We start from the raw sequence: 15,061 nt of genomic DNA, 5'->3' as shown, positions 1-15,061 counted from the left end.
CACAGTCTTGCAATCACCAGGTTGAAGGTTGCCATCTGCCGGAGATATGAGCTCACTCACGGCCTGGGCCGCAGGATGTCGTCGAGCAAGTCCGGTGTTCCCGGCACTCGTTCCAGATGTGGATAGCGCAAACCGCCGTCCCACGTCAGTGAAAGCGCATACTCCGTCTGACCTCGTGCGACCCGCAATTGAATGGGACGATCGCCGCGCGAATCCGAAATGGCTGACTTGATCACCGATGCCTGGTAGAGCCGCCCGTCGACCGAGAGCACCTTCGCGCCGACAACCAGACCTGCGCGCCACGCTGCGCTGCCCCAGACGACGCTAGTCACCTCGCCGTCCTTTTTCAGATTGACGCCGATCGAGAAGCTGAGGTTACTCCCACCGCTCTTGGTCTCGCTGGCTTGTTGGAAGCCTGACGGTTGGCCGCTCCAGGTCAGCCGATAGCCGGCGCGCGTGATGCCGTCGAGATCTGTATTGATACCCACGCTGTCTACCCGCGCGCGCAGGAAGGTTGCCCAGTCGTACGGCGTGACGAAGTTCAGCGCGGCAACGAGGTCCTCGAACGTGTAAGGCACGGGAACTCGGCTGCCGTTACGGATCCCAAAGAAGCCACGCGCGAAGTCATCCAACGACTTGCGACCTTTGCTGCGTTCGCGGATCAGCGTGTCGATGTCAAGCCAGATCAACTGGCCCTGCAGATACGCGTCCAGAGTGTTGAGTTGCCAATCTGGCCAGGGCTGGAGTCGCTCCTCTGGATAGATGATGTTGTTGCCGTGCTGGATGAGCACCTCTTCGGAGGCGTCCTGCAACGTCCGCCACTCCAGTCCGGGACGGTTCGCATATGCCGATGCGGTGGACTCCCAGCTCCTGAGTGCGTCCTCCCGGCTGGCGACCCCTGACCGTGCGTCGAGCACGCCGTTCCAGTACATCGTCAAGCCCTCGAACACCCAGAGTAACGAGTCCTGAGGTGCGACATTCAGATTCGCCGTCCACATCGTCGCGGGAACGCGGAAGATGCCATTCCACGCATGGACGAAGCCGTGAAACGGAGCGCCAAGAGATCGACCGTAGCGCGCCTGGTCACTGAAGAACGCTGTAGGGAAGCCATTCTCCCCTGAGCGACTCTGCTCGAAGTAGGCCGGGCCAAAATCGTTCGCCAGCCAGACCAGCATGTCGTAATGATCGTAGTGCTGGCCGCCAAATAATTTATAAGCCTGCGCGACTTCGCGACGGTACTTGTCGAGAGCCTCGGGCGGCACGAGGAGGCCGGACTCCGTATCGGCCGCAACGTCAAGTCGTACCGGCACCGGGTCGTCACTGAGGGCATACTGCCTCATCCAGCGCGCTGCCATGACCGGAGAATCCACAAGCGCATCGAGCGACACGGGAGAGAACCGTACGACATCACCGACGCGAGTGGCACCGTCGAGCGACGAAGCGAACTGCCAGTCGTGAGGTAGCGTCACCGTGGGGGCGACCTGAATGCCGCGCGAGTAGTAGCCGGCCGGGTAGAGCACATGGCTCTGCCACTGAAGATCAACCATCGTCGGGGTTGACAGCACGGGGCCGATCGCCGCGCTGGCGGGGAAAAGGAACTCGAAATCGACGTCCACTTCCTGTGCCCCCGGAGGCAGGTCGACGTGGAATGCTGCTTGTTCCACAGGATCGCGTCGCCATGGCCGGCGCTTCCCGTCCACATTGAAAGCAAGCCCTGCGACCTGGTCGAGCACATTGGGCGGCACCGGATCGCCCGGAATCCATTGGGGGAACAGCAACGTCAGCTGCTTCATTCCGCGTACGGAAATGACTTCGTGGATGCGGTGGATGCCACGCATGGCATCACTGGCGTCCACGTCGAGGCGAAGGGTGCCGGGATAAGCGACATCCCGCGGGGGCGCTACCGGCGCTGGTGCCGGGGTCGCCTGTGGAAGTGGCCAAGCAGCAGTCGCCCCATTGGCAGCATCGCAGCCTGCCAATGCAAGCGACACCACCAGCGCCATGGTTGTCATCACGAATTTCACGCATGTTCTCCCTGGCCACGGTCGGCCAGACAGGTTCGACCGGACGCATAGATGTGGATGTATTTCATGCGCTCAGGCGCTTTCTTTGAGGAAAGGCGAGGTATTCCAGGTCATAGGCGTCAATGCCCGGCGTCGCTTCCGGCGACTGATACCAGAAGCAGGTGCGGACGAGTTGCCACATGGTGGTGTCGAGTCCGATATGGATCGAGTGCAATTCCCCATCACGTCCTAAGGCATCTGCTTTGGCCTGCTCGTCAGACGCCAAGACGCCGAGATCAGTGGAAGGTTCGATTGAGATGAACTCCTGAGTCGCTTGCCCCGGCATGTGATAGTCGTCTTCCGTTCTCGAATAAATACTCATCCATGCACGCACCCTGGGCCGGCCATATTTGGCGCAGACCTGCGCAAATGCGTTCGAGAGAACGAATGCTTGCATGGCCTCCTCATCCCGCCAGACATAAAAAGGTGCGTACCGATTGGGATGGCCTTTTGCGATGTTCGAGACGAGGAACGCTTTTTGGACCAGGCCGGCGAGCGAGTTAAAACTGGAACCAATGACCCCTACCCGCTCGCGCAGGGCCGTCATGTCATGATCGTCGTCCAAGTCGAACCGGTACTGCATTAGCAACATAAGGGTCTCCGCAACCGTAGGACAGTCGCGGGAGTCTGGAAGGTTCGCTCGCCCCTTAAAAGCGAGCGGTTTTAAAGTCATTGATAAGGTTTGCTAAACGGTGACTTTCGAGCTGCCCAACCTGCTCCCGTTTGTCGCGGCGATGGAGCTGACGGGTTCGACAAAGCTAGCAAGTTCTTCCATGGACTCATTGCGTTTAATGGCAATTGGAAATGCAGGTAGATGGGTTACGGAAAAACCTTGGTAAACGCGACGCGGTCGTGCGCAGAAATTATGGCCATGTCGGGATGCATGCGATGAAAGTCGGAAATGCGTCTCGTCGCCACATCGACAAATTCAGGATCGGCGTCGGTGCTGGTGCGAATTGACGATTTCTTACGCAAACCACGTTCAGCCGATTCCAGGGTGTCAGCTGCATCCCCTATTCATCTCAGAAAATCCGTAACGTGGCTTGGTTCGACCGAAGCGCGCTGCGCTAGTGAGAGCAGGAGACACGCTGTGGCACGCTGATGATGCGTATACGGTTTCACGCGAAGCGAACGCTAGCTCGTCGGGCCGATTGCAGGCATTGGTGGACGGCACATTTGGCCCCCTGCATGTTGTGCCGGACCTACCGCGTTTCCTGGACGAACATCCAGAGCATGCGACCGGCCTGAATCTGAACGACCGGATAATCGATTTTGTAGTCCAGGGTGTCGATGCCAGCCAAATGGGCACCGCCATCCATCGATCCGTGAATGGCCTACCCGTATCGCAAACACTTGGGCCAGCGCCAATTTCGCAGGGGCATTGCAAGCAGGAAACTTACAACCCGTGTTCGTTAGACGCGACCTTCTGTAAGCGGAGCCCGCTTACTTATCAAGCCACTTCGCTATGCATGCGATGGGCGTCCGAGACTCTTCTCCCGCTCAATCCAGTGGTCGACTCGGGCTTCAAGTAAATCCAAGGGGAGGCTGCCGGCATCCAGCACTTCCTCGTGATACTTCCTGATATCGAAGTTAGGACCGAGCTCTCTTCGGGCACGTTCCCTGAGTTCGATGAATTTCAGTTGCCCGATCTTGTATCCCAGGCTTTGGGCAGGCCAGTTCACATATCGATCGATTTCCGCTTGCAAAGAGGGCTCATCGGCCGCGCCGCTTTCTCGGAAGTAAGAGACGGCTTGTTCCCGAGTCCATCCGCCCGCGTTGATGCCCGTATCTACAACCAAGCGAACAGCGCGCATGAGCTCAAGATTTAGACGTCCATAATCCGAAGCAGGGTCCTGAAAGAAGCCTATTTCCTTACCCAGCGCTTCCGCGTAAACCGCCCAGCCCTCGACATAGGCCGTGTTTCGAAGTTCTGAACGAAATTCGGGCAAACCCTTGAGGTGCTGCTGAATGGCGACCTGTAAAGCATGGCCAGGAATGCCCTCGTGATAAGCCTGCGTCTCGTCGCTGATAAGGCTTCGTTGTGAAAAGTTGGACACGGCGACAACAACGCGTCCGGGTCTGCTGCCATCCGCTGATCCTGGCACGAAGTGCGTACCGAATCCCGGATTCGTAGGCGAACCTGCTTCTACGGTAAGCAAAGTCTTCGGATATTCCTCGAAGAGGTCTGGCAGGCGGGGTTGCATCGCGCTCACATAGCGATGGAAATCATCCACAATTTGTTCTGGAGAAGAAGGTCGATACTTTGAATCGATCTTCAACGCGGCACGATAGCTGGCGAGGCTGGCATACCCGGCTCGATGAGCGACACTCTGCAACAGTCCCTGAATTCGTGCGACCTCTCGCAAACCGAGGTCGTGGATTTCCACGGGCGTCATGTTGGTCGTGGTCTGTTCGTGGATGGCGTTCTGATACATCTCGGCCCCACGGGGAAGACTACTCAGTCCGATGCCTCGACGGGCGTGCGGAGCGTAGTCGCTCTTCACAAAATCCCGAAAACTCTTATACGCGGGAATGACTTCATCGTTTACGACTTCAGTGACCTTTGCCGTGATGCGATCTTGGTCGTACGTCGAAATCGACGTGGGAAATTTTTTGGTCGGCCTGAGAAATGGATCTTCTGTAATGATGTCGTCGCATGCCGTGACCACCTTCTCCAATAGGTAACGCGCTGGAAGCACGTCATCTTTGATGCCCAGCCTCGCGAGATCTTCTGCCTGCCGCAATACTCGGGGAATTTCCCGTAGATTTTTCAGGTAGTCGGCGTAATCCGCGGCTGACTGGAAGTTGCCGTCACCAAGTTCGGCGAGGTCTATATAAATGCCCTCACCCTCAGCGAGCGGAAGCTCATAGAGCTTCAGATCGTAATCTCGGCTTTCTTGATCGAGTTCACGCAGAAGTATTTCGTGTGACAGCAAATCCTGTTCTGCGAAGCCGTCCGTCGAAATAGCGGCAAGATTCGTCCGTAGTATTACGTTGTCTTGATGTTCTTTTGCAATAGAGCGAAATGATCGATCCGGGAAGTCAACATTGCGCTGTTGTTCGTTTTTCTCATACCGAACAAAGAGGGCGTTCTGCTCTGCGAGTCGCGAAGAAAGATCTTCGCTGCGGCTACCTGAAAACGCATGACATATGGCTGGAGAGAAAGCTGGCAGCCACAAAAAAAGAACAAGTGCGTTGCGCCATGACCGATAGGTTGAGAGCTTCGGACCTTCCATGCGAGAGGCCAGCTGGGCTCGAATGATACGTTTCAAAAAATCGAACGCGTATAGCATCGCAAACATATTCAGGCTCCTCTTACGGGCGACCGCGAGTCGTAGCGAGCAATTCGATCAGGCTCGACGTATCCAAATGGCCTGCACCCCGGTGCTGAAGCTCGGCATAAAATTCATCGATGACACTAGTCATTGGTAGCTGACTTCCATTTCTCGATGCTTCATCACGGCATAGCCCCAGGTCCTTGCGCATCAGGTCCACCGAGAAGCCGAAATCGAATCGACGCTCGTGCATGGTGGCGCCCCGGTTATCGAGTTGCCATGATTGTCCGGCACCGCCTGCGATAACGTGCAGTACTTTCGCCATATCGAGCTGCGCGTTCTCGGCGAAAGCCACAGCTTCCGCCAATGCTTGTATGACACCCGCAATGCAAATCTGATTTGCCATTTTCGTGCGCTGACCGGCGCCACTCACGCCCATATGAACGACGCGCTTTCCGTAACTCTTGAGTACATGCAGGGATTGATCAAACGCTGCTTTATTGCCACCGACCATGATCGACAGCTCACCTTTGATCGCACCGGCTTCGCCCCCGGATACCGGGGCATCGAGGAACTGGACACCGCGTTCGACCGAGGCCCGCTCCACCACATCCACGACATGGGCAGACGTCGTCGTATGATCAATCAAGAATGCGTCGCCGCGCATCGAAGACAACACGCCTACCGGTCCGCAAACGACTTCTTCAAGGTCAGAGTCGTTGCCTACGCAGGTGAAAACATAATCTGCGTTGCTCGCAGCTTCGGCTGGTGTCGCACAAATAATTCCGTCGTAACTATCAGCCCATGCCTTGGCACGTGCGGCGCTGCGGTTATACACCGAGACATGGTGGCCGCTTTTCACCAGATGCCCGCCATCGGTCCGCCCATCCTGCCAAGTCCAATAAAGGCCACATCGGCCATCGGTAAGGTTCCCTGAAGAAGCAAGTCGGGACACCATACCGGCTCAAACTATGCACAACTATGAAGTCTTTCATCGGTTATCGATTAGTATTTCTAAACTATGAATCTCGATATTGCTGCCATCAGAACCTTTGTAGCCGCCGTCGATTTGCAGGGTTTCGCGAGGGCTGCGCGCAAACTTCACCGATCCCCGGGCGCTATCAGCTTGCAGCTGAAATCGCTCGAGGAACGCGTGGGTTGCGAACTCTTTCAGAAGTCTGGTCGCCAACAAATGCTGACACCCGCAGGGGAGGTCTTGCTGGGCTATGCCCGTCGACTTTTGCAGATCAACGACGAAGCTTACTTAGCCATGGGAGGACTGGCCCGCGGCGGAGAGGTCTCGTTCGGTATGCCGCAGGACTTCGCCCAAACCTTGCTGCCGCAGACCCTGGCGCGTTTTGCTGGAGCGCACCCTGCCGTGAGCATTGGTATCAAGGTCGGGCGCAGTGTCGAACTGACTCAGGCGGTCGTGGCAGGCGACCTTGACCTCGCTCTGGCATTCGGCGTTTCAACAGCGGATAGCGCACCGGCGGTGGGACAATTGGCCGTACGGTGGTTCGCAAATCCTGACGTGTCTTGGCGACGCCATGACCCGGTACCGCTACTGATACTTGATCAGCCTTGCACGTTCAGGCAGGCCGCCATCGAGGCGCTGGATCAGGCGAACATTCCATGGCGGATCGCCATGTCCAGCGGAAGCGTCTCGGCAGTGTGGGCGGCCGCCGAAGCCGGTCTCGGTGTTACAGCGCGTACCCGACTGAATGCACCGACCTCGGTTTCGGACGTGGGCGATGCGCTAGGGTTGCCCTCAATGAGTCCAGTATCGATCTTTCTGCTTAAAAGCAACGCCGTCATAAACTTGACCGCCGATCATCTCGAACTGGTGATAAGAGAAGCGCTCGGCGAAATCATCGCCTGATCATTCGTCCATCGCTGATCTGGTTCCGTTGGTATTCTCGTACGAGCCACGTTGCCAGGATTGTACGGATCACAAAAGTAAATCTGGATGTCGGTCGCTAAGGTTAAGCGACGATGACTGGCCATCTCCGATCCTTGATCCACGTCAGCGATCGATAAAGCTCCTTTTCGCGTGGTTGATCAGTGCATCGATCGCCGTCACGGTATCGCGTGGGTTGACTTTGCCGTTCGACCAGAATGGCTATCTGACTGTTCTTGTCACCGAACAGCAGATTCTTTTCCCACTGACCGGGCACGGTGCGATCTTCGATAGCCGGTGACCACTCACTGATGGAGACGGCGTCGGTGATCCTGCCATGGTTGTCGGTTTTCTGCGCGTGGTTGCGCGAACCACGCATCGCGCGGGTGTGCCGAAGATGCGCAAGAAGCTTTTTTGGGCATCGCGGGACGGGATGTTGCACTTGCTGTAGACGGTTTCGTGTGACACCTGACAACCCGTATCGTCGGGATAATGGGGCTTGAGCCATCCGGAAATCTGCTGTGACGCCAACTGTCGTGGACAGCTTCTCAGCTACCCATCGTGCCTCGGTCGCTTATGGGATTGGGCAGGTAATCGCTTGGCTTGAACTCCCTTCGCATTCGCTGGGTGGCGAAATCGACAAAAGCGCGAAGCTTTGGCAGTGACTGACTTCGACTTGGATAGTAAAGAGAAAGACCGGGAACCTCTTCACAATAAGGTTCGAGCACGGTCTGCAGATCGCCATGTTCAATATGCGACATCACGAGCGAGTGTGGCAATTGGAAGAGCCCGACTCCTCTCAGCGCTGAACGAACGCATGCGTCGATGTCGTTAATCACTAAAGGCCCCGCTACACCCACCGTGATGCGCTTGCCATCGACGACAAATTGCCAGTGATCAAGAGCTCGCACGGATTGTCTAAGCAAGATGCAACGATAGTTCTGCAGATCATACGGGGATGCGGGCCGGCCATGCTTCCTAAACAGTGCCGGTGCGCCAACGACAACGAAGCGCTCCGGTGGGGTCAGCCACATCGCGACCATGTCAATCTGGACGAAGTTTCCCAGTCGTATTCCCGCGTCGAATCCTTCTTCAACGATGTCGATGGGACGATCGTCGCCCACTAGTTCAAGCTCAACATTTGGATGAGCATCCAGAAAGTCCGGCAGCAAGCGATTCACCAGCAGTGTCAAAATGGGCCTGGGCATATTGATGCGCAGTCGGCCGGTAATCTCGCCACCCAAACCACTCGCGGCGTCTAACCCCGCTGAGAGCATGTCGACCGCCGGGCGCGCGTGGGCAAGCAGGCGTTCGCCCGCTTCGGTCAGCCTGACGCTTCGCGTTGTTCGGGAGAAGAGCGGCGCGCCAACCCGTTCTTCCAGACTGCGTATCGCCTGGCTGACCGCAGATGGCGTGATGCCGAGGTGCCGAGCCGCAGCGCGAAAGCCTCGATATTCCGCGACGGTCAAAAACATGACCAGTCCATCCAGATGGGTTCGAGCGATTGTTAAGTTCATCTACACGGCCCGTTCCGAATATGCCCCGTATTCGAATAATAGCGCACGGGGTACCGTGAGCCATCAAACCAAATGAAGGTAAACGAATATGTTTTTAGTGATGGGAATTACCGGAAAAGTTGGCGGCGCCACGGCCACTCATTTGCTGACGCAAGGCAAGAAGGTGCGCGCGCTGGTTCGTGACTGCGCGAAGGCGGCAAGCTGGGCTGACCAAGGTGTCGAACTGGTTGAAGGCGACTGGAACGATGCAGCCTCCATCAAGCGAGCACTCAGGGGCGTCGATGGCGCATTTGTCATGTTGCCTCCCATCTGGGCCCCCTCGCCGGATTTCAGGGAAGCAAAGGGCGTTATCGCGAACTATGTCGAGGCCCTTATCGAAGTGCCGGTGCCGCGGGTCGTCGCACTTTCGTCGATGGGCGCGAACAAAACCAGCGAGATGGGGCTAATCACGGCGCTGTCGCTTTTGGAGCAAGGTTTTCGCGATCTGAACGTGCCGATCGCCTATGCACGAGCCGGTGGGTTTTTCGAAAACTTCCTTTACGGCTTTCAGGTTGCCCAGGGTGGCACGCTGCCCGTCTTCTACGACCCGACACATCGGAAATCGACCATGGTCGCGACCAACGACATCGGCGCCGAGATCGCATCGCTTCTGAGCGGACAGGCGTGGTTGGGCCATCGGTTCATTGAACTCGGTTCTATGGTGAGCGCCGATGAAGTGGCGGCGCAATTAGGTGAAGTGATGAAGCTCGACGTGAAAGCCGTTGCCGTCCCAAGGGCCGATTGGGCGGATACATTCGAGCAGTTCGGCATTCCGAAGGGCAAGTCTGGGCCGGCCGAAACCATGTATGAGGCCGTCAACGCCGGAGCGATGGACATCGGGGCGGTGGGTACGGAACACGTCCCTGGCACAACGTCTGCTCGCGATGTTTTTGCGGCGGCTCAGAAGGCCGCTACAGCTTAAGTCCGAGCATCGGCGATCGCTGCGACTTTGGACCCCACTCCGAAGATTCGCAACCGATCGCGATTCTGGAAAGAAAGCCAAAAGAGCCCATTTCTTTGTGAAGTGCGGCGTCCATAACGAACAAGATCGAGATTGAAATATGAAAGTTCTTATTTTGGGTGCAACGGGCGGAACCGGACGGCTAATCGTCCGCGACGCCCTGCAGAAAGGTCATTCCGTCGTGGCGCTGGTTCGCTCGACGGCAGGCGCCGATCTGCCGGGAGCAGAATTGATCGAGGGCGATGCCCGCAATGAGATCGTCCTCGAGCGCGCCCTGGACGGCTGTGATGCCGTCGTCAGTGCATTGGGGACCGGCATGGGCTTCAGCAAAGTCAGCCTGCTGACCGAAGCGACACGCGCGCTGATTATGGCGATGACGCGTAGGGGCGTTCGCCGCCTGGTCTGCATCTCCGCTTTGGGCGTGGGAGATAGCCGCGGCCATGGCGGCTTCGTGTTCGATCGGCTCTTCCAGCCTTTGCTGCTTAGCCAAGCTTACAAGGACAAGGACCGCCAGGAAGTCGCGATCCGTGCCAGCTCACTCGATTGGGTCATCGTCCGGCCCGGCATGCTCACCAACGACCCAGCTCGTGGAAGCGTCAGAGCCATCGTTGACCTCGCCAGCGTTAAGGGTGGAAAGGTCGCACGCGCAGATGTCGCTCGGTTCGTGGTGGAGCAACTGGCGACCAACACCTGGTTGAAACAGACACCTTTACTCCTGTGGTAAGTGCTAGTCGCGCGGCTCATCTTTTTCCGCCGCCACATTCGTCGTAAATCGGCCCGCTTGTCGATCGGACGGTTAAGCCAATTTCGGCAGCAAACTCAGTATCGAAGGTCGGACAAATGTCTAAAATCTCCTGGCGCCAAGTCTTACCTTTAGTCCTTGCCACTTTCTTCGTTGTCGGTTCCCTCAGCAACATTTTCGCCCCGGGACCGATACACGAGGAATACGTGAAATGGGGGTATCCGAGCTGGTTCCATTTCGTGACCGGATCGCTGGAACTCACGGCTGCCATTTTGCTTTTCCGCGCGCCGACTCGCGTGTTGGGATCTGCCCTTGGCTTCACCGTCATGCTCGCCGCGCTCGTGACCGTTATTGTCCACGGCGAATACGGGCATGCGATAGCACCCCTCGTCGCGGCGGCATTCTCACTCGTGGTCGGCTGGATAAGCTGGCGCAATCGCATAGTGTTGCCAGCCAGTGATCAGCGCCGGCAGTAGCAGCGCATAGTCAAGGTGGTCTGCAACCAGATTGCCCGAGATGCCACACCCCGTACCCAAACTTTATCAGGCAAGCGGCCGCTTAACGTGGCGTTCGCCTTGGTGGGATGCCGTTTCGCAACATCGTTGATCCACTACGGATCATTTCGATAGGACGACTGAGGTGTCGCAAATAAAGTAGTTGCTAATGTCTAGTCAGGCCGCTCTGGACATACCGAGGTAACCATGGAGAGATGCATTAGATGCGACGGGGAGCTAGAGAATGGATTCATTCTAGACAAAGGTGATGGTGGATCTACCAGTCAGGCTTTGTGGGCAAGCGGCGATCCCAACACGTCATTTTGGCAGATGTCTGCTGTTAAACCCGGCAACAAGACGCTGCCGGTAATCACATACCGTTGCAAGAGTTGCGGTCGTCTCGAGTCATTTGCATATACCGCAGCTTAACAATTCATTCAAGCCTAGCTGGCTTCGCCAGTCGGCTTAATTCAGGCATTAGGCGAGAGATCGAACACATGTCAATAGTATTCAAGTACGCAAGTCGGGCGATGGCGCTTTATCGGCTAAGAGGTTGGCTGCTTACTGCCTTAATCATGGGGCTCTCACAACCCATTCTCGCCTTCGACGTTACTCACATTCCGATGACACCTGCGCAATGGCAGGCGAATGGTGACGTGTCCTTTCAACACGATCCAACCCAGCAGGGTGTGCTTGTGGTCAACAAGGGTTATGCCGAGCTGAAGAACACCAACTTCAGCAATGGCACGATCGAATTTGACGCAAAATTTGTAGGGAGCCGGATTACCGGCATCACCTTTCGCCAACACGATGACGCAGCCGACGCCTTGTATTTTCGACCGAGCGCGGACTGTGCGGTGTCGGAAGAATGTATCCAGTACATGCCCACAGCGCATCATTTATTCGAATGGGATTTGTACGGGCAGTACCAAACGCACGCGCCCATCAACCCCGCGGGTTGGAACCACGTCAAGCTGGTGCTCTCCGGCGCACGCATGCAAGTGTTCGTCAACGGTGCGCGCTCGCCCACGCTGGCCGTCGACACCCTGGTTGGTGGCTTCCCCGACGGCTCGATCCGGCTGCATGGGCCGGCGTCCTACGCACACCTGAGCATCGCGCCCAACGTCGTGGATGGCTTGCCCGCGGTGGCCTCCAACGATCCCGCGAAGAATGACCTGCGATACGTTCGTGATTGGCTCGCTTCGACGCCGTTCGTGATGCCCAGCCGCATGGATGCCACGCTTCAGGAAAACACTGGCATTGATCCCGTGTATTCGTCGATGCCCAAAGCGACGGCGTCGTGGAAGCCGATCGCGCCCGACCCGGGTGGGCTGATCAATCTGACGCGCTGGTATGGCGATGCGCAGACCGGGCAGGCCATCGCCGGCATGTGGTTGAAAACCACAATCAACGCGGATCATGAACAGATCAAGCATGTGGATATTGGCTGGACCCGGGAAGTCTGGGTCTTCGTCAACGGCAAGCTGGCATTCCAAAGCAAGAATCTCTACGGCGTCAAAGGCGCGAGCAAAGAGCCGGACGGCCGCCTCGGCCTGACCAATGGATCATTCGACCTGCCTCTGCATAAGGGCTCCAATCAGGTTGCCGTAGCGATCGACGATAACTTTGGTGGTGGCGACGAACACTATGGATGGGGACTGGAAATGCGCTTGGCCAATATCGACGGTATTCGTCAGATGGGCGGCGCTGTCGCGACAGCAAACGATGGAAGCCATTAAAGGGCATGCATTAGATGAGTGCGCGGTAATCAGTACCGCGGCGTGTTCGACACTTCCCGGAATTAGTGACCAGATGCGCCGGATTCCGCACATAAATGCGGATCGCGCTAAGCGCCAAATACCGCGCCCGCCGATTTGCAAGGCTCTAGGGTGAGATTCTCGGAAAGTCATCGATACAACTCATTTGGGAATTTCACGCTTTATGGGAAAGACACGTCAAATTTTCCTCTGGCTCTGGTCAGCGACTCGGCTGATAGTTTTTATCGCAGTGCTATCTCCTCTGTCTTTAGTCTTCGCCAAGAGCGGTGTAATCCCGGCGAACACTGCTGGGTTTCCCGCTGAGGCAGTCTCGCTTTACCGGCAACACGTCGCCCTCGGGCCGGAGGGGCGCTTCATGACGGTGTTCGCCAATAAAAGCCTGAGCGTCGCAGATAGTCACATCAAGACCATCATCATCGTAATCCATGGCGGTGGGCGCGATGCTGACGAGTATTTTCGATCCGCGATGGCCGGCGCGTATCTCTCCGGAGCCTTGGATGACACACTGATCATCGCGCCACGGTTTGCCGCCTCGGATGCCACACCGGGTTGCTCGGATATCATGGAGCCCGGCGAACTGCACTGGGACTGTGACAACTGGAAGGTAGGGGGCGTCTCGTCTGACGCACCACAGGTAACTTCGTATGGGGCGGTTGACACGGTAGTCCGTACCGTCATGCGCGCTGGCCTCTTTCCCGGCCTAGTGAACCTCACGATCGTCGGCCACTCGGGTGGAGGCCAGTTTGTCTCCCGTTACGCCCTGATGGGGAAAGCAGACGATGTGTCACGTATCCGCCCTCTTTACGTGCCGGTGAATGCGTCAAGTTATCCCTATCTGGATCGCGACCGGCCGCTTATGCCGCAAGACCCAACCACGCCCGATGCAAAGATTGATCCCCGGGATTTGCTGGAACAACCTCGCGCTCGGTTCGAGACCGTATCGAATCCACGCGGCTGCGAGGCATTCAATCGTTGGCCCTATGGACTTGAAGGGCGGCCACCCCTGCTTGCGGGTCCAGACAACAAGTCGATCGAGAAGAATTTTACATCGCGTCGGATTACTTACGTTGCCGGTCAAATAGATATCGTGCCGCTTGCCGGTTTCGACGACACTTGTGGGGCCAACATGCAGGGCCCGAATCGGCTTAAGCGGGCCATCTACTATCGGCAACACGAGAACGAGCGATATGGCGCTAATCATCCCCTCGTGATCGTGCCTTTATGTGGGCACGACGGGCGTTGCATGTACACCTCACCACTACTTATGCCGATCCTCTTTCCGCGTTAAGAAGGCGGGCAGGATACAGAACTTTAATTCTTAGCAATTCCTAGAAGCAATCTGGTCGCGGATGAAATTTCCAGCAACGGCAAACAAAGCCGTACAAAAGTTGCAGAATTTAGAACTGGCCAGCGCGAGCGGTTTAAATTGACGACTAGAGCGAAACTCGATCACGCCGCAGCGGCGATGGCGAGATAAGAGGTATACATCAGTGAAAAGTTTAAAAAAAGCCTTCAAACAATGCTGCGTTATAGCAGCCGGCTGTCTGATTTATGCTGCGAATAGCGCAACTGCGTCAGCTCAAGCCGTTGATGCGCCTTCAGATGAAAAGAAGGTGCTCTACGCAAACGACAAATTGCTGCTGAACGCGCTTCATCGCGGCGATCAAGATACGTGGGCACGACTGACCACGTCCGACTTCATGTATGTCGAGGAAGGGAACGTCGCTCGTCGAGCGCAATTCCTAAGCGAACTTGAAGAGGATGGATTGATGCCGCTCATCATCCATAACTACGAAGTCAAGATCATTGGCGATACGGCACAGGTTTTTCATCAAGACGATGTACCGCAACGGCCAGGAGGCGTGGATGAAAGCCATTCACATCTACTCATGACCGAGACTTGGCAGCGAATTCACGGCGAATGGAAGCTTAGGGTGGTGCATACCGATCGCATTCGCATTAATCCACCACCCGTTTCGCTTTCTTCTCTGCAAATCGATGAGCTAGTGGGCACTTATCAAAGCGCCGATAAAACGTACATCATCCAGCGAGATGGCAATCGCATTCTTGGAGGAAAGTCCGGACAGCCGCTCACCGAATTGATGGCTGAAACGCGCGATGTACTTTTTCAGCCCGACGACGTGTATCTGCGCCGGGTCTTTCAGCGTAATGCGAACGGACAAGTCACCGGATTTATTGATAGACGCGAAACTGATGGCCGCTCTTGGAAACGTGTTAGCTCCAATTGATCCAAACGTCGATTTTCATATGGTCGGTTCTGGGCAGAGCAGAGCA

12 protein-coding genes and 1 pseudogene are annotated in these 15,061 nt (G+C 56.5%); 7 read left to right on the top strand and 6 right to left on the bottom strand.

Annotated features, from left to right (window positions below):
- Nucleotides 1-56: 56 nt before the first annotated feature.
- From HDE78_RS15010 to HDE78_RS14995, 4 genes are all read right to left on the bottom strand, one after another.
- Nucleotides 57-2,024 (bottom strand): M61 family metallopeptidase, encoded by a 1,968-nt coding sequence (locus tag HDE78_RS15010; protein ID WP_179480905.1) that lies wholly within the window; start codon nucleotides 2,022-2,024, stop codon nucleotides 57-59.
- A 64-nt stretch (nucleotides 2,025-2,088) separates the two neighbouring features.
- Nucleotides 2,089-2,655, bottom strand: coding sequence for a DUF4865 family protein (locus tag HDE78_RS15005; RefSeq protein ID WP_179480903.1), 567 nt, complete (start codon nucleotides 2,653-2,655; stop codon nucleotides 2,089-2,091).
- A gap of 871 nt (nucleotides 2,656-3,526) precedes the next feature.
- Entirely contained in the window at nucleotides 3,527-5,365 is a 1,839-nt protein-coding gene (locus HDE78_RS15000; protein ID WP_179480901.1) for a DUF885 family protein, read from the bottom strand.
- Between the two features lie 13 nt (nucleotides 5,366-5,378).
- Nucleotides 5,379-6,200: an NAD(P)-dependent oxidoreductase gene (locus HDE78_RS14995; protein WP_218862407.1), complete on the bottom strand. Its 822-nt coding sequence runs from the start codon at nucleotides 6,198-6,200 to the stop codon at nucleotides 5,379-5,381.
- A gap of 159 nt (nucleotides 6,201-6,359) precedes the next feature.
- On the opposite strand from HDE78_RS14995, the gene HDE78_RS14990 reads away from it, so the two are divergent.
- Nucleotides 6,360-7,217: a LysR substrate-binding domain-containing protein gene (locus tag HDE78_RS14990; RefSeq protein ID WP_179480899.1), complete on the top strand. Its 858-nt coding sequence runs from the start codon at nucleotides 6,360-6,362 to the stop codon at nucleotides 7,215-7,217.
- A gap of 24 nt (nucleotides 7,218-7,241) precedes the next feature.
- On the opposite strand, the pseudogene HDE78_RS21115 reads toward HDE78_RS14990, so the two are convergent.
- Together HDE78_RS21115 and HDE78_RS14980 are read right to left on the bottom strand one after the other, a co-directional pair.
- Nucleotides 7,242-7,772: pseudogene (locus tag HDE78_RS21115) on the bottom strand (IS30 family transposase); the annotation flags it as partial.
- Nucleotides 7,773-7,783: 11 nt separating this feature from the next.
- Nucleotides 7,784-8,710, bottom strand: coding sequence for a LysR family transcriptional regulator (locus tag HDE78_RS14980; protein WP_218862405.1), 927 nt, complete (start codon nucleotides 8,708-8,710; stop codon nucleotides 7,784-7,786).
- A 130-nt stretch (nucleotides 8,711-8,840) separates the two neighbouring features.
- Between HDE78_RS14980 and HDE78_RS14975 the strand changes: the two genes are divergently transcribed.
- The 6 genes from HDE78_RS14975 (at nucleotide 8,841) to HDE78_RS14950 (ending at nucleotide 15,015) form a co-directional block, all read left to right on the top strand.
- Nucleotides 8,841-9,713 (top strand): NmrA family NAD(P)-binding protein, encoded by an 873-nt coding sequence (locus tag HDE78_RS14975; RefSeq protein WP_179480896.1) that lies wholly within the window; start codon nucleotides 8,841-8,843, stop codon nucleotides 9,711-9,713.
- 139 nt (nucleotides 9,714-9,852) lie between these two features.
- Nucleotides 9,853-10,476, top strand: a complete 624-nt coding sequence (locus HDE78_RS14970; protein ID WP_179480895.1) for an SDR family oxidoreductase — start codon at nucleotides 9,853-9,855, stop codon at nucleotides 10,474-10,476.
- A 116-nt stretch (nucleotides 10,477-10,592) separates the two neighbouring features.
- Nucleotides 10,593-10,970: a DoxX family protein gene (locus tag HDE78_RS14965; RefSeq protein ID WP_179480894.1), complete on the top strand. Its 378-nt coding sequence runs from the start codon at nucleotides 10,593-10,595 to the stop codon at nucleotides 10,968-10,970.
- 548 nt (nucleotides 10,971-11,518) lie between these two features.
- Nucleotides 11,519-12,727 (top strand): hypothetical protein, encoded by a 1,209-nt coding sequence (locus HDE78_RS14960; RefSeq protein ID WP_179480893.1) that lies wholly within the window; start codon nucleotides 11,519-11,521, stop codon nucleotides 12,725-12,727.
- A gap of 394 nt (nucleotides 12,728-13,121) precedes the next feature.
- The gene (locus tag HDE78_RS14955) at nucleotides 13,122-14,054 is read left to right on the top strand and encodes an alpha/beta fold hydrolase (RefSeq protein WP_179480892.1); all 933 of its coding nucleotides are present in this window, start codon (nucleotides 13,122-13,124) and stop codon (nucleotides 14,052-14,054) included.
- A 202-nt stretch (nucleotides 14,055-14,256) separates the two neighbouring features.
- The gene (locus HDE78_RS14950; protein ID WP_179480891.1) at nucleotides 14,257-15,015 is read left to right on the top strand and encodes a DUF4440 domain-containing protein; all 759 of its coding nucleotides are present in this window, start codon (nucleotides 14,257-14,259) and stop codon (nucleotides 15,013-15,015) included.
- The last annotated feature ends 46 nt before the right edge of the window (nucleotides 15,016-15,061 follow it).

It is taken from the genome of Rhodanobacter sp. K2T2, assembly GCF_013408815.1.
Lineage (GTDB): Bacteria > Pseudomonadota > Gammaproteobacteria > Xanthomonadales > Rhodanobacteraceae > Rhodanobacter.
The sequence above is the reverse complement of the archived record's forward strand: the minus strand, read 5'-3'. Positions and strand labels throughout refer to the sequence as shown.